This is a genomic window from Pokkaliibacter sp. MBI-7 (genome assembly GCF_029846635.1).
Lineage (GTDB): Bacteria > Pseudomonadota > Gammaproteobacteria > Pseudomonadales > Balneatricaceae > Pokkaliibacter.
Genome location: NZ_JARVTG010000001.1, coordinates 2,021,558 through 2,046,284 on the forward strand (window position 1 = coordinate 2,021,558; position 24,727 = coordinate 2,046,284).

Consider the following 24,727-nt stretch of genomic DNA (forward strand, 5'->3'; position numbering starts at 1 on the left):
CGAAATCACTACGGGATAGGGATTGCACACATGATCTCTCGCTTTGTCCGGCTGGACGAACAGCACCGCCCGCGGGTCACCCTGCAGGTCAATGGTCAGCCAGTGGACGCCCTTGAAGGCGACACCCTGATGGTGGCGCTGCTGACCCAGAGCCGCCATCTGCGCCAGTCGGAATTCGACAGCGGCCTGCGTGCCGGTTTCTGCCTGATGGCCGCCTGTCAGGACTGCTGGGTATGGACCCGACAGGGCGAACGGCTGCGTGCCTGCTCTACCCCTGTCAGCAGCGGCATGGACATTCTTACCTATCAACCGGAGGCAGCATGGCCAGTTCACGAATCCTGATCGTCGGGGCCGGACCTGCCGGGGTACGCTGCGCCGAAACCCTGGTCAGACATGGCCTGCGCCCGACCCTGATCGATGAAAACCGCCGTGATGGCGGCCAGATTTATCGCCGTCAGCCCGACGGTTTTCAGCGCGACTACCGCACCCTGTACGGCAGTGAAGCCGACAAGGCCAAAGCCCTGCATGACAGCTTCGACCGCCTGCGGCCTCAACTCGACTACTACCCCGACACCAGCGTCTGGAATCTCAGCGGGCAGCGGCTGTATGCCCATCAGCACGGCCGGCCACTGGAGTTTGAGTTTGATCATCTGCTGCTGTGTACCGGCGCCACTGACCGGGTGATGCCGGTGCAGGGCTGGCAGCTGGCGGGCACCTTCAGCCTCGGTGGGGCGCAGATTGCCCTCAAGCATCAGGCCGTCGCCATTGGTCGCGAAGTGGTGTTTATGGGCAGCGGCCCGCTGCTTTATCTGGTCGCCAGCCAGTACCTGAAAGCCGGTGCCAGTGTGGCTGCGGTGCTCGATACCTCGGCCTTCAGCAAGCGCCTGAGCGCACTGCCCAAGCTGCTCAGCCGGGCGCCGGTCACCGCCCGCGGCTCGCTGCTGCTGGCCGACCTGCTGCGCCACGGCGTGTCACTGCACTTTGGTATCCGTCCGCTGGAAGTGCTGGGCTCGGCTGAGCATGGCGTCAGTGCCATCCGCTTTGCCCGTGCCGATGGCAGCATCAGTGAAATCTGCTGTGATGCGCTGGCCCTCGGTTATCACCTGCGCCCGGAGACTCAGCTGGCCGATCTGGCGGGCTGCGCCTTTCAGTTTGATGAGCTGAGCCGCCAGTGGCTGCTGCAGCTGGATGAGCTGGGTCGCACTTCCGTGCCACAGGTCTATGCCGCCGGCGACGGTGCCCGTATTCGCGGTGCCGATGCCGCCGAACGGGCCGGTGAACTGGCCGCTATCGCCCTGTTGCAGGATCTCAATCGCGGTACGCCAGAGCTGGCTGCCCGTCAGCAGCAACTGCAGCGCGAGCTGGCGGTACTCAGCCGCTTTGCCGAAGGCCTCAGTGAAGCCTTCCCCTGGCCTGCCCGCCATGCTGCCCAGCTCAGCGACGATACCATCATCTGTCGTTGCGAAATGATCAGTGCCGGCGAACTGCGCCGTACCGTACAGGCCAAAGGCACGGCTGAAGTGAACCGGGCCAAGGCCTTCAGCCGGGTCGGTATGGGCCGCTGTCAGGGTCGCTACTGTGCCCATGTCGGTGCCGAAGTGATCGCCGCCGCCAGCGGTGAAGCCCTGCAGAAGGTCGGCCGCCAGCGTGGTCAGGCACCGGTTAAACCCTTACCCATCAGCCTCTATGCCATCGACGATGAGCCTGCGGCCGATACCGTCTGCGCTACGGAGGAGCTGTCATGAGTATCATGGCCACCACCCAGCCCACCCCGATCAGCCGGCGCGAAGCCGATGTGATCATCGTCGGTGGCGGCTTTATGGGCGCAGCCTCGGCCTTTTTCCTGCGCCAGCGCGGGCTGTCGGTGATCCTGCTGGAGCGCGACATGATCGGCCAGTACGCCAGTGGCGTGAACTTCGGCAATGTCCGCCGTCAGGGCCGCTATTTGTGCCAGCTGGATCTGGCCAATCGCTCCCGCGCCCTGTGGAGCCAGCTGCCGGAACTGATCGATGACGATCTGGAATTTCTGCCCAGCGGCCATATGCGGGTGTGCTATCAGCCTGAACAGATTGCCGAGCTGGAAGCCTATGCCGCCGCCCCGGAAGCGCGCGAGCTGGCGCTGCAGGTACTGAGCGGCAAGGCCCTGCGTGAACGCTTTCCCTATCTTGGCCCGGAAGTGGTGGGCGGCTCCTATGCCCCGCACGATGGCCATGCCAATCCACGTCTGGCCGCCCCGGCCTTTGCCCGCGCCGCCCGCCGTGCCGGAGCCGACATTCTGGAGGGGGTAGACGTCAGTCAGGTGGAGAAAACCGGCAGCGGCTTCCGGGTGCAGACCGAAGGTCAGGGTGAATTCCGCTCGGCGCAGCTGCTGATCACCGCCGGGGCCTGGGGTGACAGGCTTTCCACCCAGTTCGGTGAACCCGTACCGCTGGTGCCCCGTGGGCCGCAGATGAGCGTGACCGAGCCGCTGCCCTACCGGCTGAAGACGGTCATCGGTGTGTACACCAAACGGGAAGAGGAAGTGGTGTATTTCCGCCAGATTCCCCGCGGCAACATCATCATCGGTGGCTGTCATCGCGCCATCCCAGACATGGTCAGCCGCCGGGTCAGTTTTGAGCCGCAGGCCATGAAGCTGCAGATGCAGCAGATGCGCCGGGTGATTCCGCAACTGGGCAATATCAATATCATCCGCAGCTGGTCAGGGATCGAAAGCTATCTGCCCGACTCGCTGCCGGTCATGGGCCCAAGCTCACAGGTGGACGGCCTGTATTACGCCTTCGGCTTCTGCGGTGCCGGCTTCCAGCTGGGCCCGGGCGTCGGCGATGTGATGGCCGAACTGCTGAGTACCGGCCAGACCTCCACCCATATCGACTCCTTCCATATCCGCCGCTTTGCCGCAGCGGATCAGCACAAGAGCGTGGCTGTATGACCCCTGTTGAGATTCTCAGCCGCCTGATCGGCTTCAATACCGTCTCCGCCGACTCCAATCTGGCGCTGATCCACTATGTGCGCGAGCTGCTGGCCAGCCGTGGCATCGCCAGCACCCTGGTGCATGACGACAGTGGCCAGAAGGCCAATCTGTTCGCCAGCATCGGCCCGGCAGGGGTACCCGGCATTCTGCTGTCGGGGCATACCGATGTGGTGCCTGCCGCCGGGCAGGCCTGGAGTGTCGAGCCGTTCGCCGCCACCGTTCGCGATGGCCGGGTCTATGGCCGCGGCAGCTGCGACATGAAAGGCTTTATTGCGGTCGCTATCGCGGTGATGCTGGAGGCCGCTGACCAGCCGCTGCAGCGGCCAGTGCATCTGGCGCTGTCTTATGATGAAGAGATTGGCTGCGTCGGCGTGCGCCGACTGCTGGATATCCTTGATCAGCCTGACCTCCGCCCCTTCCTGTGCATCATTGGTGAGCCGACCAGTATGCAGTTCGCCGTCGGCCACAAAGGCAAGGCGTCCTATCAGGTCTGCTGCCACGGGCAGGAGGCACATTCTTCACTGTCACCGCTGTCGGTCAATGCCATCCATCTGGCCAGTGATATGGTCGGCGCCCTGCGCCAGAGCCAGCAGCAGCTGCGCCACAGTGGCAGGCAGGACGATGCCTACGATGTGCCTTACAGCACCGTGCATGTCGGCACCATCGACGGCGGCAAAGCACTGAATATCGTGCCCAACCGCTGCGAGATGGAATTCGAGATTCGCCACCTGCCGGGTGATGACGTCGACACCCTGCTGGAGCAGTTGCAGCAACAGGCCGAGCAGATCGTCGCCCGTGCCCTGACGGACTGCCCGAACAGCAAGGCGGCTATCGACATCCAGCTGCTCAATGCCTATCCGGGGCTGGATACCCACCCCAGTGTGGAGGCGGTGCGCTTCCTCGCCGGGCTGGCAAAGCCGGATACCCGGCAGCTGAAGGTCGCCTTTGGCACCGAAGGCGGGCTGTTTGCCGAGCACTTTGATGTACCGGTGGTGGTCTGCGGTCCCGGCTCCATCGAGCAGGCCCACAAGCCCGATGAGTATGTCGAGCTGAGCCAGCTGGAGGCCTGCCACAGCCTGTTGCGGGCGGTGGTCGCCAGCATCAGCTAAGCCCTGCGCCCTGTGGCGCTGATCCCTCTTTTTACCCCCCTTGCGCCGCGGTCACCGGGCGCAACGGGCCACTTTTTGCGCGAAAAGCGCTGAGGAGTGCACCATGACTTTTCTTTGCCCTACCCTGCTGGCCCAACTCAACGACCCCGGCCTGCTGGTCAACCGTGCCTACGTTAACGGCGAATGGATCGGGGCCGACAGCGGCGCCACGCTGGAGGTGATCAACCCGGCAGATGGCCAGTGTATTGCGACCATCCCCAATCTCGGTGCGGAAGAAACCCGCCGCGCCATTGCCGCCGCCGACGCCAGCTGGGCCGCATGGAAAGCCAAACCGGCTGCCGAAAGGGCGGGCTATCTGGAGCGCTGGTATCAGGCCATGCTCGACAATGTCGATGATCTGGCGCTGATCATGACCAGCGAGCAGGGCAAGCCCTATGCCGAGGCGCAGGGTGAGATCCGCTATGGCGCCAGCTTCGTCAAATGGTTTGCCGAGGAAGCGCGCCGCAGTTACGGCGAAACCATTCCCTGCCCCAGTAATGATCGTCGCCTGCTGACCCTGAAACAGCCGGTGGGGGTCTGCGCAGCGATCACGCCATGGAACTTCCCCAACGCCATGATCACCCGCAAATGCGCGCCGGCACTGGCCGCAGGCTGCCCGATCATCGTCAAACCGGCTGACCTGACGCCCTTGTCAGCGCTGGCACTGGCGGTACTGGCCGAGCGCGTCGGCATACCTGCCGGGGTGTTCAACGTGATTACCGGCCAGCCTGCCGCCATCGGTCAGGAGCTGACCGGCAACGGCACCGTGCGCAAGATTACCTTTACCGGCTCCACCGCCGTCGGTCGCCTGCTGATGGAGCAGAGCGCCGCCCACATCAAGCGCATGAGTCTGGAACTGGGCGGCAACGCGCCCTTTATCGTGTTTGACGATGCGGATCTGGAGCAGGCGGTAGCCGGGGTGATGCTGAGTAAGTTCCGCAATGCCGGACAAACCTGCGTCTGCGCCAACCGCATTCTGGTGCAGGACGGTATCTACGACCGCTTCGCCGCCCGGCTGGTGGAGGAAGTGCGCAAACTCAAGGTCGGCCACGGCATGGAGCCGGGTGTGACTATCGGCCCGCTGATCAACACGGCAGCGGTAAGCAAGGTCAAACGCCATATTGAAGATGCCCTGAGTCAGGGCGCGACCCTGCTGACCGGCGAGATCCCCAGCGGGGACAGCCTGTACGTGACGCCCACCGTACTGGGTGGCTGCCATACCGATATGTTGCTGGCTCAGGAAGAGACCTTCGGCCCGGTAGCGCCGCTGCTGCGTTTCAGCACGGAAGAACAAGCGCTGGCCATCGCCAACGCCACGCCTTTCGGCCTCGGCGCCTACTACTTCACCCAGAATATGAGCCGCTCATGGCGGGTGGGCGAGGCGCTGGAGTTCGGCATGGTCGGCCTCAATACCGGCATTATCTCTATGGATATCGCCCCCTTTGGCGGCATCAAGCAGTCGGGGCTGGGCCGCGAAGGCTCGAAGTACGGTCTGGATGAATATCTGGAAGTAAAGGCCCTGCATATCGGCGGGCTGTAAGGGGCAGTGATGTTGGTACAGGCAAACCGCAGGGAGGCGGTTTGCCTTGATTAGCAACACCTCGTTATAGTGTTCGCGCCTGACACAGTGACAGTGTCCGCAGTAGGCAAAACTGCACATTCAATGGATCGATAAGGCAAGCACATGAACACGGCACTACATACCCAGGCTGGCTTTTCTCTGACCAGTATCCCTGATGCGATGCGCCATATGATGCGTTGGCCAGTCGCAGCCTCTCTGATGGAGCGCTGGTTCAAAGCTCCGGCATATACGCTATCCAAGGCTCAAAAAACAGGTGATGCCTACACACCTCCGACATACGTAGATGAAAGTAGCATCACTATGCGCTGGGCGACACGCTTTGCCCGTGTGCAACTTGCCTGCACCGTACTGGAACGGGAGTGGAACTCACCCAATGGCTTGCAACGTCTACGAGACCTGATTCGCAAACAGGAACTTCTTGAGGGAATACAACGGGCATACGTTGGTGGTGCCTTTGACAAACCGCAGTGGCGTTTTGGGGACTTATCACAAAAAGGAAGCGTTCTGGACAAAACCTGTCAGGTCAATGTCCGGGAAGTGGGTCAATACCTGGGGGACCCGCTGGACGAATTTTACGGCGCCATGGGACGCGCCATTTTAAAACTGGCGGTATCAGGCGAGGTCAGTTACACCCAGCAGGGAAAATATGAGTTGTTAATTGATACTTTGGGTTTCTATCTGCGCGATAGCTATGACTTTAATGACGATGGTGCGTGGATATCACAGCCCTTAGGGTATTGGGGTCCACTTGGTGTATCTATGACACCACAGATGCGCTGGGATATTCCCATAGACCCTTACTCAATTGCCGATAATCAATATGATGTGCATAAAAGATACGCCGTACAGAATGATGACTTTGCAAGCTATCGCAAAAAATACCAAAAAGGTGGGGACTTTATTATTTATTCCGATGTATTAATCAAAAGGCTCCCTCAACCCATAAAGGTGATCCTATGATCACCTTTATGCTCAATCACAAGAAAAAGCTGATTTTTATACTCGTTATTTCCTTCTTCACTCTCTGGGGAAGCCGAAGCCAGCTGGATTTCTCAGTTTATAGCCCTGACGGAGGGTATCGGCTGGAGTACTACTCACCCTCCAAGTTCGACTGGATCATGAACATCAATATGATCACGCCCGGCCGGGTGAAACTCTACAGAGCCACCGACAATACCCTTTTAGGTTCATCTCCCGTGGTTGAGTTATCAGGCATAGGCCCGGCCTTTTGGGAAATTGCACGAGACAATGAAATACATGTATTTTCACAACCGGGGGTATTTTTCAAAAATATCCCGCTGATAGTTCAGGGGAAAATAATGCCACTCAATAATGGCAGCAACGCTGAACCCATGATGGAGATCGTAAAGTAAGCAATGAAACTGCCGCACCCTATGGGACAGCGGCAGTCATTCTGACTACTGAGTAAAAATCACCAGCCAAATACACATCACTTTAAGCCTTCTCAATACCCCTCTTCCCGGTCCACCACACCCAGCATCGGCTCACCCCGCTCATAGCGGCGTATATTGGCCAGCAGCACCTCAAAGGCGCTGTCGGGCTGGGTCGCGGCGGCAATATGCGGCGTCAGCAGAATCTGGGGATGCTGCCAGAACGGATGGTCGGCACTGGCGGGCTCCTGCTGTAATACATCCAGCACAGCGGCGGACAGCTGGCCACTGTTCAGGGCGGCCAGCAGATCCTGCTCCTGCAGATGGCCGCCGCGACCCATATTGATCAGCGCAGCGCCTCTGGGCAGCCGGTCAAACAGCGGCTGACTGAGAATGCCTTCGGTGGCCGGGGTCAGCGGCAGCAGGCAGAGCAGAATATCGCTCTGTGCCAGAAAGTCGCCGAGCTGTTCTTCCCCGGCATAACAGCTCACTCCTTCCAGCTGATGTGGCCGCCGTGACCAGGCCGACAGTGGGAAACCAAAAGGCTGAAGGGCATTCAGTACATTCTGCCCCTGCTGGCCCAGCCCCATGACGCCGATGCGGCGACGGCTGGCCGGCACCAGCGGGTGCGACTGCCACACCCCCTGCTGCTGTTGCTGGCGGTAGCGCAGCATATCGCGGTGCAGGCTCATCACCGCAAAGCAGGCGTACTCCACCATGCCCCGGCTGATACCGGGGTCGAGCATCCGCACTACCGGGATATGGGCAGGCACCGCCGCCATATTGAGCTGATCGACCCCGGCCGAGACGGCGAACAGTACCTCCAGCCGGGGGAAACGCTGCAGCAGATTATCCGGCAGCTCCCACGCCACCAGATAGCGAATGTCATCACCCTGCTGGCACTCAGGCCACTGATGAAAACGCATCTCCGGTGCCTGCTCGGCAAACAGCTGTTGCCAGCGCTGGCCGCGTACCGGGTCGGACTTGTACAGAAGACTCATAACGCATTCCTGAAAACGTGATCGGATGGCTTTTATCTTGCCTGCCGGGCTGCGCAGATTCTGCGGTTATTTCCGCTGCTGCGGGGCACTTTCGCCGCCCGTCAGCGGGCAAAACGCAGATTCCACCGGGCCGGTACTTTGTACTGTTTGAGCTGCCAACAACAGTCGATCCTGTGGTGCGACGCGGTAAGTTTGGCGTAGGCATTTCTGCTGATCCCGTACCCTAACAGTCATCACCTTATTTATGCCTCACGCATTTCACCCGGAGCATGTCATGACTGCATCACACCCTCACACTGCCGCCCTGCTGGAGCAGAAAAGCCAACATACGGCCCGTGGCGTCCTCACCGCCCATCCGCTGGCCATTGCCAGAGCGCAAGGGGCTGAATTATGGGATGCCGACGGCAACCGCTATCTGGACTTCGTCGGCGGCATCGGCGTACTCAACGTTGGCCACAACCATCCTAAAGTTACCGCGGCGGTTCAGGCACAGCTGGCCAGTATCTCTCACGCCTGCTTTCAGGTCGTCGCCTATGAACCCTATATCGAGGTTTGCCGCCGCCTGAACCAGCTGGTGGGTAAAGGTGAGGCCTTTAAATCGGCACTGTTCACTTCCGGCGCGGAAGCAGTAGAAAATGCGGTGAAGATTGCCCGTGGCTACACCAACCGCCCGGCGGTGATTTCCTTCCGTGGCGGTTTCCACGGCCGCACCCTGCTGGGCTGCAGTCTGACGGGCATGAGCCAGCCATACAAACAGAACTTCGGCCCCTTCGCCCCGGAAGTGTTCCACACCCCTTATCCCAATGAATACCGCGGCATGACCACGGAAAAAGCGCTGGCCGCTCTGCAGGAGGTGTTCCAGACCGACGTCGCTCCTGACCGTGTCGCGGCCATTATCGTCGAGCCGGTACAGGGTGATGGCGGCTTCTTGCCCGCTCCGGCACCCTTCCTGCAAGCATTGCGCAAGATCACCGAAGAACACGGCATTGTGCTGATCGTGGATGAAATTCAGGCAGGCTTTGGCCGGACCGGCACTATGTTTGGCTTCGAGCATGCCGGGATCCAGCCTGATCTGGTCACGGTGGCCAAGAGTCTGGCCGGCGGTCTGCCACTGTCAGGTGTGGTCGGCAAGGCCGCCATCATGGATGCGCCCGCCCCCGGTGGTCTGGGAGGTACCTATGGCGGTAATGCACTGGCCTGCGCCGCAGCACTGGCGGTGATGGATATCTTTGAACAGGACAATCTGCTGCAACAGGGTCAGCGCCTTGGCCACGGCTTGAAGGAAGGTCTGCAGAGCCTGCAGTCGCGTTTTGCCCAGATCGGTGATGTGCGTGGCACCGGCTTTATGCTGGCGATGGAAATCATCAAGGCCGATGAGGCCCGTAGTGCCGATGCCGACACCGCGCAAAAGATCATTGATGCCTGCCGTGAGCAGGGACTGCTGGTGATCAAATGCGGCGTGCAGCGCAATGTGATCCGCTTCCTGGCGCCGCTGGTAACCAGCGATGACCAGCTCAATGAGGCGCTGGCCATGCTGGAGCGCGCCTGCAGCAAGGTGCTGGGCTGACAGCACCAAAATGGGCACGGCAGATCATGCCGTGCACCATCAACGCCCATATTGTTGAACAAAAAGACGGTACTCGCTTATCAAGCAGGCCCGAACTAGCCCGGCCACTGCAGAACGTGTCTGAGCGGCAGCTCAGTTGCCGTACCGGCAGCTGCTCCGGGTTAACCGTGCCGCGACCCCCCAAGCTAAGGAGCCTTGAATGCACCTGACGGATTATCAGGCCCTGCTGATCGACTGCGACGGCGTGCTGGTCGATCACGAATCGGGCATCTGGTCGGCATTGCAGCAGTTCCAGCAGAATCTGCCGCAGCATGCCCTCAACCGCCAGCAACTGATGTCGGACTATCACCGCACGTTCGGTGAGCTGATGCCACGTCTGCCGGAGCTGGGGTTTACCGGCTGCTTGTGTTTTGCCTACCGGCAGCTGATGGAAAGCCACGGTTATCAGCCGAGCTGGCGCGAGAGCCTGCGCTTTGCCCGCGCAGTGGTGAACTGGCCGCTGTTTGAGGATGCCCCCGGCGCCCTGCTCTACCTGCGCAAGTTCTACCGGGTACTGGTGCGCTGTGACCGCGAGATCGAGGACGTGCCATCGCTCTGCGAGCGTCTGGGCGTCAGTGCCAAAGAAGTGATTATCCGCGGCGAGACCATCGACGAAGAGAAGCGCCAGCTGACCGAACGCGGCGTCTATCCCGACCATCTGCTGCTGGTGACCAATGCCTGTCTGGCCGCCAAAAACAGCTATCCGGCTATCTGCCTGCTGCAGCGTCCCGGCAGCACCATGAAGAAGCAGCCAAAAGCCACAATGAGGATTTCCAGTCTGGCCGAGCTGGTTTTTCAGCATCAGGAGTCATTACGGCACTGATTGTGCTTGGGAATACCACACAGCAGAAAATGCTGCACGGCGTTACCTGAACGCCCGATGTGCAGTGTGACGGTAACAGCAGTAAGAGGCCGCACCGATGTCCATGGGAACCAAGCTGGACAAGATTGATATCAATATCCTGACCCAGCTGCAGAAAAACGGCCGGATGACCAACGTCAGCCTGGCCGATGCCGTCGGCCTGTCGGCCAGCCCGTGCCTGCAGCGGGTCAAGCGGCTGGAGAGCGCAGGCTATATCACCAGCTATAAAGCCTTTCTCAATCTGTCGAAAATCACCGAGTTCGTCACGGTCTTTACCGAAGTCTCCCTCACTGGTCACAAGCGTGAAGATTTCGTCAAATTCGAAGCCAATATCCGCCAGATCGACGAAGTCATGGAGTGCCATCTGATCAGCGGTGGATATGACTATCTGGTGCGCTTTCTGACCCGCAACATCCAGCATTATCAGGAAGTGATCGAGGATATCGTCGACCGCAACATCGGCGTGGCCAAATACTTCAGCTATATCGTCATCAAGTCACCGGTGATCAAGGAAGACATGCCGCTGAAGAAGCTGCTGCGCAGCTGAGCGGTGCCCCGTTAAGCGGAACCTGTTCAGTCAGATAGCACACTTAATAATGCCGTGTAACTGATCGGAGTGTTCGCAGCCATGCCACGCATCAACCCTCAAACGCCCTCCTTCGCCAGTGTTGAGGAGCTTAAAAACGCCAGTATCCGCCCGTTTGAACTGGCATTGCGTGGCAAGGTCAAGGTGGGAGGAAATGAGTATCAGGTACGACTGATGCCTTCCGGGGAATATCAGGTCAACCGGCAAGACAGCGGAAAGATCGGCTTCTTCAAGGCCACTCAGGAGCTGTTCAGCCATCGCCTCAGTGCAGGCTCCCTCGGTTCACGCAGCTCGGCCATAGCTGACGTACTAAATGGCAGGCGCTCCCCCGCTGAACACGCCGGACTGGGTATACCCGGCTGGGCCACTCCACAACGCCGCCCTGCTGCGGCCGAAGCCAGCACCAGCGCTGCGCCACCACCCTATGCCACCCCACCCCGTGGGGGTCTGGCGCAGAAGCTGGCCGGCGGCTGGCACACTGCCAAACCAGCGGAGGCGCCTGCGAGCTACGCCAGCAGCTCGCTGCAGACACTGACAAAGCAGATGGCCAGGGAGATGAAAAAGCGCTCCGTTCTGGATCATAACGATATCTATCGCCGCATTACCGATAACATTCCCAAAGGCCTGCAACCACTGGACAAGCCGCAGCAGCAGGCGATGATCAGGACTATTGCCAACGCCAGCGCCCACTATGATGGTCGCCTGCATATCAAGTCGCAGTACACCGATGCCAGTTTTGAATATATCCCCTATAAACAGACCGCGCGGGAACTGCCGCATATTGCCGCAGGTAGTCATATTCGTCTGGAGCGGACCAGCGAGAAACCCTCAACCCGTCTTGATGGCGGCGCTCTGGCCCGTATCACCATCAATGTCAAACCCGAATTTGCCCAAAGCCATGGCCCATCTGATTGCCCATACGCCCTACACTGGCGGCAAACTGATCGCGCCGTCTGATCAGGGCAGCCGCACTGAATCGGCGATTATCTACCTGCCTCCCGATATAGAGAACGCAGAGGCCATAACGCAGAAACTGCAGACACTGTTACCGCCCGAGGCCTTTATTGAGCACCACACTCTCGGCATGCACCCGATGTCTCAGGGGTTTAACTATTCGGAGTCATCCGCCAGCGATGACACCAGCCATGGCATGGCGCGAGCGAAAATCATGCATGAAGCCATCAAGGACAAAGGGCCGGGGACGCTGGAGCAGAAACTGCTGGATGCCTTCGAGCGCCACGGCTACAGCCGGGAAAACCCGGCCTTTCTGGCAACCTCAAAGTTACCGGCGTAGCTGTGGTCTGAATCGCAGCGGCCTGCACAGCAGGTACGCAGAGGAGGTATTCACGCTTTCAGTCAAAGCGGGTGAAAAACTGGCGGTAGCCCAGATAGCAGGGCGGATTGCTGTCGCCATCACAGCAGGCTGAATCAAGGGTCATCTGCACCGGTTGGCTGAGGGCAAACTGTCCGCAGCTGAGCTGGTGACTGGCCGCCACAAAAACCGGCCCCTGATCGGTTTGCAACTGCAACCCCCGGTAGCTTGGCAGCACCCTGTTACGGTCATCGGCACGCCACTGCTGCAATGCGTCCATGAGCAGCGGCTCCTGCGCCGGATCAATGACACTGCAATGCCTGACCACCACCGTGGTCGACCGCGCGGGCGGGCCGGAACAGTCTGCCATTGCCGGCGAGGAGGCCAGCAGCAGGCCAGAGGCAATGATCAGCAATGCAGAAAAACGTGAACGGGCCATATGAGCTTCTCCTTGCCCTGAGGGAATTGTGACACCCGCGCCGACAGGCGCAGTGCACGACACTGTAGCCTAATCGCCGTACCCCGACACCTCCCTGCTCTGATCTCCCTGCTATCACTTCCCTGCAATGCCCCTCTTAGCGGTTGCGATGCCTGCTATTGACCGATTTCCTCCAGCACCGCCAGTGCATCGGCGGGGATCTGCAGCTGCGCCGCCTGCAGGTTTTCCCGCAGATGTAACGGCGACGATGTACCGGGGATCAGCAGAATATTGGCTGAGCGCTGCAGCAGCCAGGCCAGTGCCACCTGCATCGGCGTGGCCTGCAACTGCGCGGCCACGGTATTGAGCGCTTCCGACTGCAGCGGGCTGAAACCACCCAGCGGGAAGAACGGCACATAGGCGATGCCTTGTGCTGCCAGCAGATCGATCAGCGCATCATCACCACGGTGAGCCAGGTTGTACTGGTTCTGCACACAGACAATCGGCACCATTTTCTGCGCCTCGGCGATCTGCGTGGCGGTGACATTGCTCAGGCCGATATGCCTGATCAGCCCCTGCTGACGCAGCTCGGCCAGCACACTCAACGGCGCCTCCAGCGACCCTTCCGCTGGCCCGTGAATGCCCAGCATGCTGCGCAGATTCACCACTTCCAGCACATCCAGCCCCAGACGACGGCGATTGTCCTCCACTGCCTGGATCAGCTCGGCACGGGAGAACGCGGGCAGCCAGGCCCCCTTGTCATCACGCCGGGCACCGATCTTGGTGACGATACACAGCGCCTCAGGATAGGGATGCAGGCTGTCATGGATCAGCTGGTTGGTGACATAGGGGCCGTAAAAATCCGAGGTGTCGATATGGTTGACGCCCAGGGCGATGGCATCCTGCAGCACCTGCCGGGCCTGCGCCGGATCTTTCGGGGGGCCGAATACGCCGGGGCCGGCCAGTTGCATGGCGCCGTATCCCATGCGACTGACCTGACGATCACCGAGAACAAAATGGCTGGCTGGAATAGCGGGCATAGCAACCTCCGCAACAGATGATCAAAAAACAAGCAAGTGAGTGAGTGAGTGAGTGAGTGAGTGAGTGAAGTGATACTAGCCCTCCGGGGCTTGTGCGACTATCCAGCGCAATCAGCACAGCCTGTGCAGGAAACCGCACAGTGAATGCGCCCCGCCCTGCTACCATGAAGCGGATCATTCGGAGGTATTGTCATGAAAGTTGATCTTGCCGATCTGCATGCCGTTGTTGCCGTGGCTCAGGCCGGTGGCTTTCGCGAGGCCGCCCGCGCCAGCAGCAGCAACCCCTCCCGGCTCAGTACTGCAGTGCGCCGCGCCGAAGAGCAACTGGGTGTACGCCTGTTCCATCGCAACACCCCACCGAGCTGCTGCACCATGCCTGTCTGGGCGGACGTTACAGCACAGGCATGCGGGCCCTGTGGGAGTTCGAGAAAGACGGTGAGGTGATCTGCATTGAGCCTCATGGCCCGCTGACCGTCAGCATCGGCAGTGCGGTCGATCTGGCGGTGGCCGCCGCATTACAGGGCAGTGGCATCATCATGCTGTTCGAAGACTGGCTGCGTCCGCATCTCGACAGCGGTGCGCTGGTGCCCCTGCTGGAACCCTGGTGGCAACGCTTCTCCGGCCCCTACCTGTACTATTCCGGCCGCCGTCTGGTGCCTGCCCCACTGCGGGCCTTTATCGACTTTATCCGCGAACAGGACAGCCAGTGATGCCACCTGCATAAAACTGGACTCACCAGTCTATTCCCAAACCCGCAGCGACCGTTCATACTGCCAAAACTTAAGTGAACTGAATTTACTTAATAGTCACTTAACTGCTGATTACCTGCCAAAACAACGACAACAGCTGCTTTCAGGAGTGGGATATGTCATCAGCACAGGCACTGGACACCCCGATCAGTCATCCCCGCCCGATAACGACGGTCACCGCCGACGGCACCACGCTGCACGGTACTTTCTACCCCGCCGCTGCGCCTCGCAGTACGCCCTCGGCCGTATTGATCTGCAGCGGCACCGGAATCAAGCAGGGCTTCTACCGCAGCTTTGCCCAGTGGCTGAGTGAACGCGGCCACGACGTGCTGACCTTCGACTACCGCGGCATCGGGGCCTCACTGCACGAAACCCATGTGCGTCACAGCAAGGCCCGCAAGCAGGACTGGGGGCAGCAGGATATCCCTGCCATGCTGGAATGGCTGGCCCGTGAATCCGGGCTGGAGCAGGTGACGCTGTTCGGTCACAGTGCCGGAGGCCAGTTCACCGGAGTGATACCCAACTACCAGCGCATCGCGCGGATGGTCGGCGTGGCGTCCTCTACTGGCTATATCGGCTATTCGCCGCTGCATTTCCGCCTGCTGGCCGGTGGCCTGCTGAAGCTGTATATGCCACTGGCCAACGGTGTGCTGGGCTACACACCCTGTCAGTGGATCGGCTGGGGAGAAGACTTGCCACCCGGTGTGGCGCGGCAGTGGTCACAGTGGTGCAGCAGCCCGGGCTATGTGGCCAACGCCCTTGGCACGGACATCCAGCAGGATTACCACCAGCAGCTGCAGCTACCGATGACCTTTATCCATGCCGTTGATGACCCTATCGCTACCCGCGGCAACGTGGCTGATCTGACCCGCCTCTACCCCGCCGCACAGATTGACGTACAGACCCTGATACCGGCGCAGTATGGCCTCAAGCATATAGGGCATATCGACTTTTTCCGCCGTAGTCATCAGGGGCTGTGGCCGCTACTGGCCAGGGCTATCGAGGAATAGATGATGGGATGGGTCACGTGGTGAGGTGAGGTGCGGTTCGTACCTCACCTAACCTCACCCGACAATGCCTCCTCACCAGCCAGATAACGAAGCACCTTCTCCCGATAGACGGCGGTGAACGCAGTGAACCGCACCGATGGATACTGACCTGTGGCGAAAAAATCACTCACCAGAGGGCGAAAGTGGCCGCATTCCCGTTGTCTCTGCGGCACGCTGCCGCTTACGATCCTGCTGCCGTCGGGCGTGGCGTTTCTTGGCCCAGATAATCAGACCGGTCAGCGATAACGTGGCGACCGCCAGCCCCAGCAGGGACATTAGCACTCTGCCCGGTGTACCGATAATGCGCCCGGAATGCAGCGGGAACTGTGCCTGCAGGAAAATATCACCCCAGCTGCCCTGCCCCGGGATCACGCCACCGGCCGCCGCCCCAGTCGTGCTGTCGTAATACAGCCAGGCATTGCCAAGGCCACCATCGCCGTGATCATTGCCGGGAGCGAAGAACCCCACACCATAGAGACCATAGGCCGAGGCATAGAAAAGACCGGCGGCGGGATACGCAAAACCGCGCTGACGGCCATCCTGCTGTGCCCGTGCCACAATCTGCTCACGGCTGAGCGTTGCATCCTGCGCACTGCCAGCCGTACGGGTATCGAAAGCATTAGGGCTGAGCGTGGCAAAACGTGCCACCAGCGGCCGCATCAACTGGGTTTCCAGATTCATCGAGATGGAGGTCAGGGCCAGTACCGCCAGCAGCAGCCACAGCCAGACGCCACCGGAACGATGCAGGTCGAAGTGCAGCTTGTAGCCACCGTCACGCCAGCGAAACTGCAGTGATTTGCGCCAGCTGCGCAGGTTGGGGAAGGACAGCCACAGGGCGATAAAACAGTCGAAGAACCAGACGATGGCAATGCTGCCCATCAGCAACATGCCGGTGTCATAACCGCCTGCCAGCGGCAGGTGCATGCTGTAGTGCAACTTGTAGAGGAAGGGCAACAGGTTTTCCCGGCTGAACGACACCTGTCCCCACATCCGCTGCCCCTGCACCTGTGCCGTGGCCGGATCAACAGCCAGCTGATTGAAGGGCAGGACATAAGGCTGCCCGGTGGCCGGGTCTGTACGTCCTTCCACATAGACCAGCAGGGTATGGCCCGGCTCTTCCGCGAAGGTGACATAGTTAACCCGCAATCGCGGGTCTGTCTGCTCAAGGCGATTGGCAATCTCCAGCCCGCTCAGCACCTGTTGCTGTGGCCCGCTCTGGGCGATAAACAGCCGGGGGTTGAGCCAGGCATCCAGCTCATGATCCCAGGAAATCAGCGCCCCGGTCAGCCCGGACACCAGCAGAAACAGCGCAATCAGCAGCCCGCACCAGCGGTGCAGGCGAACCAGCCAGGGGCGCAGACTCATGTCAGAACTGGTACTTGAATGTGGCGGTGACGTTGCGCTCTTCGCCGAAGTAGCAGTACGACAGGTTATAGCAGGACGCCACATATTCCTTGTTCAGCAGGTTGTTGGCATTGAGGCTGGCTTTCAGCCCTTTCAGCCCCAGCTGGCCGAGGTCGTAGCGCACGGACATATCCACCAGCGTATAGGCCGGTACCTTGAGGGTGTTTTCCTTGTCCGCCCAGCTGGTACCGACATAACGCACGCCGCCACCCAGATTCAGGCCGTGGCTAAAGGCATAATCCGCCCACAGCGAGGCCATGTGACGGGGAGCCTGATTAGGCGTGTTGCCCTCGGTGCCATCCTCGGCACGGGCATAGACGATGTCCGTGTAGGTGTAGCCTGCCATCAGGCTGAGCTGCTCGGTCAGATGGCTCTTGGCCTCCAGCTCCACGCCCTGCGAACGCACCTCGCCGACCGAGGAATACCAGTTGTTCTGCGGCTCCTTGGTGGCTACGTTCTTCTGATTGATATGGAACAGCGCCAGAGTATAGAGGTCATCGCTGTCGTCCGGCTGGAACTTCAGCCCCAGCTCCCACTGTTCGCCTTCGGTCGGCGCCAGCGGCTTGCCGTTCTCGTCGTTGTAGGAGTTGGGATTGAATGACTGTGAATAGCTCAGGTACGGAGCCACGCCGTTGTCGAGCAGGTACAGCGCACCGGCACGGCCACTGAATGCCTGACGACTGTCTGCCGTGGTACCGCCATACAGCCGGTCAGTGACACTGACATCCACCCAGTCCTGACGCCCGCCCAGCGAGAAGCGCCAGGCACCGTAGTCGATCAGATCCTGCACATAGACACCGGTCTGCTCCAGACGGCGATCATAGCTGGTGGTCCAGGTCGGGTAGATGGTCACCGCGCCACCATAGCTGGGGTCAAACACGTCCAGCCCGGTCGCCGTACCGGAGGTCCACAGCACATCCCCCCAGCGACGCTGGTAATCCAGTCCGCCCAGCACCGTGTGATGGCTGCTGCCCCAATCCGCCTCGGCCTGTACCAGGTTGTCGATGGCATAGGCGTGCAGGTTTTCGTCAGCGCCTGAGTAGTAACGGGTCAGCTCGTTACCACTGCTGTAGCCGTAACCGTAGACCTGGCTGTTTTCCACCTTCGAGTCCAGGTAACGCACGTTCTGGCGGAATGACCAGGTATCGTTGAAGCGATGACTGAGCTGGTAGCCCAGCAGCTGTTGTGTGCGGCTGAAGCCATCGTAGGCAGGTTCACCATCGAAGAAATGACTGGAGATGGTTTGGCCGTCACGGCGGGTGATACTGCCGGAAGCAGGCACGCCACTGTGGTAACCACCATTGGGATCATGCTGCAGATACGCCTGCAGTGTCAGGACGGTGTCGTCGCTGAGATGCACATCCAGCGTTGGCGCAATGGCATAGCGCTCTTCCTTGGCATAGTCATACTGGGTGTCGGAGTAATCAGCCAGCCCGACCAGCCGATAGTTGAACTTGCCACTGTTGCCCAGCGGGCCGGAGAAATCGAAGCCGGCCCCGCGCTGCCCCTGCGTCCCCACCGTCAGCTGTACCTCGTGATAGGCCTCATCCAGCGGCTTCTTGCTGGTCAGCGCCACCAGCCCACCGGGCAGGCTGCGGCCATAAAGCACGGAAGACGGGCCTTTGACGATATCGATACGATCAAGAAAGTACGGATCCACCTGCAGGGTACTGTAGGTACCCGCGTCGCCCATGGCCTTGAGGCCGTCGATATAGATGTTGTCGACGCTGCCATCGGCAAAACCGCGCATGACCACATAGTCATAACGGTTGGAAGCACCGATCTGGTTGGTGAACACACCGGGGGTGTAACGCATCGACTGCTGCACCGTCTTGCTGCCCTGATCCTCGATCTGGGCGGCGGTGACCACCGACACCGACTGCGAGGTTTCCAGCAGGGCCTTGCTGGTCTTGGTCGCCACACTGCTGTGGGTCGCCTGATAGCCGTCCACTTCACCAAGGTTGTTACCCAGGCTGAAACTGACATCCAGCGCGGGCAGCAGGGTTTCCCCGGATGAGGTGGTCAGGGGCCGCACGGTATAGGTGCCGTTGGCGGTGGTCTCGACCTGCAGCTGCGTCCCCTGAAGGGCCTCACGCAGAGCCTGTTCGACACTCATGGTGCCCTGCACTGCCTGAGCCTGCAGCCCCTGAACCAGCGAAGGGTCTACCGAGACAGCCTGCCCGCTCTGGTTGGCAATACTGAGCAGCACTTCAGCCAGCGGCCCGGCGGGCACCTGAAATGACTGCACACTGTCGGCCTGCACCTGCAGCGACAGGCTGCCCAGTGCGATGGCCGTGGCCAGCAGGGTGGGCCGCAGAAAGCCTTGCCGGCGTTCAACTGAAGGGGATGAGACAGCCACGACAGTGGCTGCTGCTGGCAAGGAGAAAGTGGATGACATGCTCAAACCTCGTGACACAGGTAATGACCTGTCCGGCGCTGGCCAGCAGCGCGAAGGCGCAGGTGCTAAACAGGGGAAATTTCTGGCTTCTATCAGGGATGTGCAACGAGCCACGCAAAAGTGTTCATGGCCCGGGCATTTTTTTATAAAAAACTACCGGGCAGACCATTCACATCAGAGGGGGAAGAGGCAAAAGACAGCGGTGCCGAAGACAGTGACAAGGCAGCGAGCGAAGGATAAGCAACAAACGACGGGGCAGAACAGACGGCAGCACGGAGCCGCCCCGTTCCTGTCGCCCATTTGGGAACAAGAGATAACGGCAACCGCTCAGGCCGCCTCGATCATCACCAGCAGATCACTGTAATAACTCACCCGGATCGGCAGCGTCTGTGCCAGCGACGTCAGCAGCCGGTCACTGTCATCCAACGGGAAGGCACCAAGCACACGCAACCCGGCTACCTCTGGCGCGACCCGCAGCAGGCCATGTCGATAGGGCCGCAGCGCCGCCACCACTTCCGCCAGTGGCCGGTCACGTACCACCAGCATGCCATGTTGCCAGGCCGCCAGATCCAGCAGGTCGCGCTGCGGCGTACCCACCCGGTCAGCAGTAAACCACAGGCCCTGCCCCTGCTTGAGCCATTGCACCTGACCGGCCTGATTGGCCACCATGGCCCCCTGATCCTGTGCCAGCACCAGTGTCTGATCTTCACCCTGACGTACCATCAGTTGCTGCCCGAGCACCTGTACCTGTCCTTCCGCCGTGCTGACCTGCAGCGGTCGGGCAGCGTCCTCGCTTCCCTGAATTTGCAGTGCCCCACGACGCAAGTACAGCCCACGCCGCTGCTGATCAAACTGCACATCCACCGCCGAACAGGCATCCAGCAGCACCTTGCTGCCATCCGGCAGGCTGAAGCGGCGGCGCTCGGCCACCCCGGTACGCAAATCGGCCAGCCACTGCTGCTGATGCAGCAGCCAGCCACTGCCAGCGGCCAGTCCCGCCAGCATCAGACTGCCTCCCAGCAGCCGTCGCCGTGACAGCCCGCGCACATCGGTATCGGCCATGGCCTGCTGTGGCAGCTGTGCCGGAATATGGTGCTGACGCAGTGGCACCACCGTGCGCCCCAGTGCCTGAGACACCTGCTCCCAGGCCTGACGATGGCTCGTTGAGGCCTCCAGCCAGCGTTGCCAGGCATGCCGCTCGTCGGCACCAACCTCGCCCGACTGCATCTGCACCATCCAGTCAATGGCCTGATCCAGCGCCGTTGGCTGCTCGCCCTGTAGCGGTGAACTGTCACCCATGTCTGACACTCCTTTCATGGCTGCAGCTGGCAGCAGGCGCGGATGGCCGCGTGCATATCACGGCGCACCGTCATCGGGCTGATCTGCAGCTGCTCGGCAATCTGCGCGTAGGTCAGCTGTTCCAGCTGGCTGAGCAGAAACACCTGCCGGGCCCGCTGCGAGACCTCAGCCAGTGCCTGATCGAGCTGTGCCAGGGCTTCAAACACCAGTGCCCGTTCTTCTTCAGACGGCGCCAGCGGCTCCGGCAGACTGGCCAGCACTTCCAGATAGGCCTGTTCCAGATCGCGACGACGCCAGAAGTTGAACAATACCCGTCTGGCAATCACCAGCAGCCAGGCTCGCGGCTCACGGATGTCATCAACCGCGTTGCCTGCAAGTACCTGCACAAAGGTGTCATGGGAAAGATCCGCCGCCAGACTCCGACACCCCAGCTGACGTTTCAGCCAGCCCTGCAGCCACGGCTGATGGGCCTGATACAACTGACCAATATCCAGAGTGTCGGAAGAAGTGACTGACATGGTGGGTGCGAACCAGCAATTGATGAACGTGATGGTCAGTGAAACGGCACTGACGAAACCACAGCAGTTCCAGGAGACAAGAATGCTTTTGAGAATTGTTCGCATCTTATCAATGAAAAAGATCGAAACACAAGGGCAGCAATAAGGCCACGTGCAGCAGATTGCCATCACCCTGAGCCACTGAACACGGGCGCCGGCAAGACAGGGTAAAAAGCACGGCAATAGCAACGACACCGCCGAACACTGCCCCCATCACGCCGGAGTAAATAAATACCCGACAAAGCAGGCTGTTCACAAAACAACCAATCCCGCATTGACTACACTTGCACCTCAGGACGGTTACCGGAGCCAGGGAAGATCACCACGACCATTCACTTACCTGAGGTGCTCGCCATGTTCCTTAATGCTTCTCTGCGCATGAAAACCCTCATGCTGATGGCGGGCAGCCTGCTGCTGATGCTGCTGGTGGCGCTGGCCACGGTCAACTCGCTGTCCAATACCATTCGCAGCTACCGCACCCTGCTGGAACATCCGGTGGCGGCGGCCAATCTGATCAACGAGGCCAATCTGCAGTTCAAGGGGCAGGTGCAGGAATGGAAGGACGTGCTGCTGCGCGGCGCCAATCCTGATGATCAGCACAAGTACTGGGGCCAGTTCGAGAAAGCCGAAGCCACGGTACAAAGCACCCTGAAAAAGATCAGCCAGCTGGATATCGACACCGCCACGCAGGCGGAAATCAGCCAGCTTATCCAGCAGCATCAGCAGCTGGCATTGCGTTACCGCAGCAGCCGCGAAGCCTATCTGGCTGCCAACATGGACCCTACCGCCGGTGACCGCAGTGCCCGTGGTATCGACCGTGAGTTCAGCAGCCATCTGTTGCAGCTGTCGGACAGCCTCAACCAGCATGCCCTGGCCAGCGGTGAACAGCTCAATGCTGCCGCCGACAAGACCATGTGGGCCGGTTTGCTGGTGCTGTGTGTCGCTGCGGTTGTGATCGGCCTGCTCAGCCAGTGGCTGGTCAACCGCTCGCTGGTCAACCCCATCACCCACCTGATTACCCAGATCGACAAACTCAGCGAAGGGCGGCTCGGCGCTCCCATCACGGTGCAGCGGCAGGATGAGCTGGGCACTCTGGCCCGTGCCGCCAACCAGCTGCGCAGCTTCCTTGAGGAAACCTTCACCCGCCTGCAGCACAGCACCGCCGAGCTGGACCGCGCCAGCGGCGAGCTGAATACCATTGCGACCCGTATGGCCAAAGGCAGCCACGATCAGTTTGATCGCACCGATCAGGTGGCCACCGCCATGCAGGAGATGTCGGCCTCCTCTGCCGAGGTGGCCAAACACGCAGGCGATGCGGCCCACGCCGCCGACGAGGCAGAGCACAATGCACAGGAAGGCGGTCAGGTGATGCAGGAAACCATCCGGGCGATGGAAGACATGCTGGTGCAGATCAATCACACCAGTGAGGTGATCCGGCGGCTGGAAGGTGAAAGCACCCGCATCGGCAAGGTACTCGATGTGATTCAGGGCATTGCCGAACAGACCAATCTGCTCGCCCTCAACGCCGCCATTGAAGCCGCCCGGGCGGGGGATACCGGCCGCGGCTTTGCCGTCGTGGCCGATGAGGTGCGCACCCTGGCGCAGCGCACGGCAGAGTCCACTGCGGAGATTCAGCAGATCATCCACAACGTCCAGCATGGTGCCGAAGAAGCTTCCAGAGCCATCGGCAGCGGTCAGTCACGCAGTGAACTGGGGATGCAGCACGTCAACCGCGCCGGTGACCGGCTGCAGCAGATCACCCTGGCCATCGAATCGATTCGCGATATGAACCGGCAGATTGCCACTGCCGCCGAGCAGCAGACCAGCGTGGCGGAAGACATCAGCCGCAATATCACCCAGATCACCGATATTGCCAGCGCCAATCAGGAAGAGGTCAACAATACAGCTCGCGCCAGCAAGAACCTGCACCTGCTGTCCGGCGAGCTGCATGCCCTGACTCAGCGTATTTCTGCCTGACCGCTCCGGGGTCGGATCGCGCCGGGTGCGGGTTGAAGAGCAGCAGTCGCCGCACGTGGGCTGACGGTGACCGTCTGTATTTTCTGCTGCTGGTAGCGGGCCTGCTTGCGCCGGGCTTTGCGTTTTTTCGCCCAGATGATCACCCCGGTCAGCGACAGCATGGCCACCACCAGCCCCATCAGGGAGATGATGATGCGCCCCGGCAAGCCGAGAATGCGCCCCGAATGCAGGGGGAACTGCAGCTGCACAAAGATATCGGCGGCTGTGCCCTGCCAGGGCACCCGGGCCCCCAGCTCAGCGCCGCTATCGCCATCCAGATACAGCCACTTCATCCGCATGCCACCGCCCTCGTGATCATCCCCCGGCTGGAAGAAGCCCACGCCATAGATGCCCCAGGCCGAGGCGTAGAACAGACTGCCCGCCGGCTCACTCCAGCCCCTGTGCCGGGCCAGTTGCCGGGCATCGGCCAGAATCGCCTGCCGGTCGAGCTGCGGCACAATCGGTGCGGTCAGCGGCTGTGGTCGACGCTGGGTAAAGGGGTCCGGGGTCAGGGTCGAGACTTTTTCCAGCAGAGGCCGGAACACTTCGGCATAGAGATTCAGGGATACCGAGGTCAGGGCGAGAATCAGCAGCAGGCTGAATACCCACAGCCCCGCCGCCAGATGCAGGCTGTAATTGAGCCGGAAGGCGCTGGCGTTCCATTTGATCTTCCACGCCGGTGCCCAGCGCTGCCAGAAGCGGCGGGGGTTATCGCTGACCGCCCTGCCGCCCGCCGGTACTGAAGGGGGCGACCGTCGCGACGGCAGGGTCAGGTAAGCAGCGATAAAGGTGTCAAACAGCCAGATCAGCGCTACCCCGCCCATCAGCCAGTAGCCCCAGCGATCAATCCCGGCAAACGCCGGCAGCTGAAAGCTGTAGTGCAGCTTGTAAAGAAACGGCAGCAGGTGTTCGCGGTCCAGTGCGATCCTGCCCCAGTCGCGGGTGCCGACAATGGCGCCGGTCACCGGATTGACGAACACCTGATTGTAATCCAGCTCGTAAAGCTGGCCGGTAGCCGGATTCACTGCCGGTTTGACGTAGTAGACGGCGGCATGGCCCGGCTCAAACTGCAGCGGAAAGAACGACACCCGAATACGCGGATCGTTCGCCTCCAGCTGATCCGCCAGTGCCAGCGGTGACTGATAGGCACCGTGGCTGTCGATATCGTACAGCTGGCCATTCAGCCATTCGTCCAGCTCATGATCCCAGGAGATGATGGCGCCGGTCAGCCCGGCGACAAACAGGAACAGCGCCGACGTCAGCCCCAGCCAGCGATGCAGCTGCGCCATCCACTTTTTCACCCCTGCACCGCCCTTGCTCATCGTCCCGCCTCTTGCT

24 protein-coding genes are annotated in these 24,727 nt (G+C 60.7%); 15 read left to right on the forward strand and 9 right to left on the reverse strand.

What is annotated here, in order from left to right; all coding sequences use genetic code 11:
* Positions 1-30 precede the first annotated feature (30 nt).
* The 7 genes from QCD60_RS08985 (at position 31) to QCD60_RS09015 (ending at position 7,074) form a co-directional block, all read left to right on the forward strand.
* A complete protein-coding gene (locus tag QCD60_RS08985; RefSeq protein ID WP_104157246.1) occupies positions 31-342 on the forward strand; it encodes a (2Fe-2S)-binding protein in 312 nt (103 codons plus the stop codon).
* Positions 321-1,745, forward strand: a complete 1,425-nt coding sequence (locus QCD60_RS08990; RefSeq protein ID WP_279784432.1) for an FAD/NAD(P)-binding oxidoreductase — start codon at positions 321-323, stop codon at positions 1,743-1,745. Before QCD60_RS08985 ends, QCD60_RS08990 begins: the two co-directional genes overlap by 22 nt.
* The gene (locus tag QCD60_RS08995) at positions 1,742-2,929 is read left to right on the forward strand and encodes an FAD-binding oxidoreductase (RefSeq protein ID WP_279784434.1); all 1,188 of its coding nucleotides are present in this window, start codon (positions 1,742-1,744) and stop codon (positions 2,927-2,929) included. The genes QCD60_RS08990 and QCD60_RS08995 overlap by 4 nt, the downstream gene beginning before the upstream one ends.
* On the forward strand, positions 2,926-4,080 hold the full coding sequence (gene argE / locus QCD60_RS09000) for an acetylornithine deacetylase (RefSeq protein ID WP_279784436.1): 1,155 nt from the start codon (positions 2,926-2,928) through the stop codon (positions 4,078-4,080). Before QCD60_RS08995 ends, argE begins: the two co-directional genes overlap by 4 nt.
* Before the next feature lie 103 nt (positions 4,081-4,183).
* Positions 4,184-5,659, forward strand: coding sequence for an NAD-dependent succinate-semialdehyde dehydrogenase (locus QCD60_RS09005; RefSeq protein ID WP_279784438.1), 1,476 nt, complete (start codon positions 4,184-4,186; stop codon positions 5,657-5,659).
* Positions 5,660-5,803: 144 nt separating this feature from the next.
* Positions 5,804-6,661 (forward strand): DUF6402 family protein, encoded by an 858-nt coding sequence (locus QCD60_RS09010; RefSeq protein ID WP_279784440.1) that lies wholly within the window; start codon positions 5,804-5,806, stop codon positions 6,659-6,661.
* Positions 6,658-7,074, forward strand: a complete 417-nt coding sequence (locus QCD60_RS09015) for a hypothetical protein (protein ID WP_279784442.1) — start codon at positions 6,658-6,660, stop codon at positions 7,072-7,074. The genes QCD60_RS09010 and QCD60_RS09015 overlap by 4 nt, the downstream gene beginning before the upstream one ends.
* A gap of 92 nt (positions 7,075-7,166) precedes the next feature.
* On the opposite strand, the gene QCD60_RS09020 is transcribed toward QCD60_RS09015, so the two are convergent.
* On the reverse strand, positions 7,167-8,093 hold the full coding sequence (locus QCD60_RS09020; protein ID WP_279784444.1) for a glyoxylate/hydroxypyruvate reductase A: 927 nt from the start codon (positions 8,091-8,093) through the stop codon (positions 7,167-7,169).
* A gap of 274 nt (positions 8,094-8,367) precedes the next feature.
* Between QCD60_RS09020 and gabT the strand changes: the two genes are divergently transcribed.
* The 5 genes from gabT (at position 8,368) to QCD60_RS09045 (ending at position 12,441) form a co-directional block, all read left to right on the forward strand.
* Entirely contained in the window at positions 8,368-9,660 is a 1,293-nt protein-coding gene (gabT, locus tag QCD60_RS09025; RefSeq protein ID WP_279784446.1) for a 4-aminobutyrate--2-oxoglutarate transaminase, read from the forward strand.
* 199 nt (positions 9,661-9,859) lie between these two features.
* Complete coding sequence (locus QCD60_RS09030; RefSeq protein ID WP_279784448.1) at positions 9,860-10,522, forward strand: hypothetical protein; 663 nt, start codon at positions 9,860-9,862, stop codon at positions 10,520-10,522.
* Between the two features lie 97 nt (positions 10,523-10,619).
* Complete coding sequence (locus QCD60_RS09035; RefSeq protein ID WP_104156918.1) at positions 10,620-11,108, forward strand: Lrp/AsnC family transcriptional regulator; 489 nt, start codon at positions 10,620-10,622, stop codon at positions 11,106-11,108.
* An 81-nt stretch (positions 11,109-11,189) separates the two neighbouring features.
* Positions 11,190-12,104, forward strand: coding sequence for a hypothetical protein (locus tag QCD60_RS09040; RefSeq protein WP_279784451.1), 915 nt, complete (start codon positions 11,190-11,192; stop codon positions 12,102-12,104).
* Positions 12,046-12,441: a T3SS effector HopA1 family protein gene (locus QCD60_RS09045; RefSeq protein ID WP_279784453.1), complete on the forward strand. Its 396-nt coding sequence runs from the start codon at positions 12,046-12,048 to the stop codon at positions 12,439-12,441. Before QCD60_RS09040 ends, QCD60_RS09045 begins: the two co-directional genes overlap by 59 nt.
* A gap of 58 nt (positions 12,442-12,499) precedes the next feature.
* On the opposite strand, the gene QCD60_RS09050 is transcribed toward QCD60_RS09045, so the two are convergent.
* The 3 genes from QCD60_RS09050 to QCD60_RS09060 form a co-directional block, all read right to left on the reverse strand.
* Complete coding sequence (locus QCD60_RS09050; protein ID WP_279784455.1) at positions 12,500-12,898, reverse strand: hypothetical protein; 399 nt, start codon at positions 12,896-12,898, stop codon at positions 12,500-12,502.
* A 155-nt stretch (positions 12,899-13,053) separates the two neighbouring features.
* Positions 13,054-13,917, reverse strand: coding sequence for an aldo/keto reductase family oxidoreductase (locus QCD60_RS09055; protein WP_279784457.1), 864 nt, complete (start codon positions 13,915-13,917; stop codon positions 13,054-13,056).
* A 174-nt stretch (positions 13,918-14,091) separates the two neighbouring features.
* The gene (locus QCD60_RS09060; RefSeq protein WP_279784459.1) at positions 14,092-14,262 is read right to left on the reverse strand and encodes a hypothetical protein; all 171 of its coding nucleotides are present in this window, start codon (positions 14,260-14,262) and stop codon (positions 14,092-14,094) included.
* Between the two features lie 59 nt (positions 14,263-14,321).
* Here QCD60_RS09060 and QCD60_RS09065 point away from each other — a divergent pair, with 59 nt between their 5' ends.
* Complete coding sequence (locus QCD60_RS09065; RefSeq protein ID WP_279784462.1) at positions 14,322-14,627, forward strand: LysR substrate-binding domain-containing protein; 306 nt, start codon at positions 14,322-14,324, stop codon at positions 14,625-14,627.
* A 155-nt stretch (positions 14,628-14,782) separates the two neighbouring features.
* On the forward strand, positions 14,783-15,676 hold the full coding sequence (locus QCD60_RS09070; protein WP_279784464.1) for an alpha/beta fold hydrolase: 894 nt from the start codon (positions 14,783-14,785) through the stop codon (positions 15,674-15,676).
* A 162-nt stretch (positions 15,677-15,838) separates the two neighbouring features.
* Here the strand turns inward: QCD60_RS09070 and QCD60_RS09075 are convergent, their stop codons facing one another.
* The 4 genes from QCD60_RS09075 to QCD60_RS09090 form a co-directional block, all read right to left on the reverse strand.
* Positions 15,839-17,080: a PepSY-associated TM helix domain-containing protein gene (locus QCD60_RS09075; RefSeq protein ID WP_279784466.1), complete on the reverse strand. Its 1,242-nt coding sequence runs from the start codon at positions 17,078-17,080 to the stop codon at positions 15,839-15,841.
* A gap of 1 nt (position 17,081) precedes the next feature.
* Positions 17,082-19,517, reverse strand: coding sequence for a TonB-dependent siderophore receptor (locus tag QCD60_RS09080; protein ID WP_279784468.1), 2,436 nt, complete (start codon positions 19,515-19,517; stop codon positions 17,082-17,084).
* Positions 19,518-19,844: 327 nt separating this feature from the next.
* The gene (locus QCD60_RS09085) at positions 19,845-20,816 is read right to left on the reverse strand and encodes a FecR domain-containing protein (protein ID WP_279784470.1); all 972 of its coding nucleotides are present in this window, start codon (positions 20,814-20,816) and stop codon (positions 19,845-19,847) included.
* Between the two features lie 14 nt (positions 20,817-20,830).
* On the reverse strand, positions 20,831-21,334 hold the full coding sequence (locus QCD60_RS09090) for a sigma-70 family RNA polymerase sigma factor (RefSeq protein WP_279784472.1): 504 nt from the start codon (positions 21,332-21,334) through the stop codon (positions 20,831-20,833).
* Between the two features lie 393 nt (positions 21,335-21,727).
* Between QCD60_RS09090 and QCD60_RS09095 the strand changes: the two genes are divergently transcribed.
* Positions 21,728-23,350 (forward strand): methyl-accepting chemotaxis protein, encoded by a 1,623-nt coding sequence (locus QCD60_RS09095; RefSeq protein ID WP_279784474.1) that lies wholly within the window; start codon positions 21,728-21,730, stop codon positions 23,348-23,350.
* On the opposite strand, the gene QCD60_RS09100 is transcribed toward QCD60_RS09095, so the two are convergent.
* The gene (locus tag QCD60_RS09100) at positions 23,332-24,711 is read right to left on the reverse strand and encodes a PepSY-associated TM helix domain-containing protein (RefSeq protein ID WP_279784476.1); all 1,380 of its coding nucleotides are present in this window, start codon (positions 24,709-24,711) and stop codon (positions 23,332-23,334) included. The two genes, QCD60_RS09095 and QCD60_RS09100, sit on opposite strands and share 19 nt — an antisense overlap.
* Between the last annotated feature and the right edge of the window lie 16 nt (positions 24,712-24,727).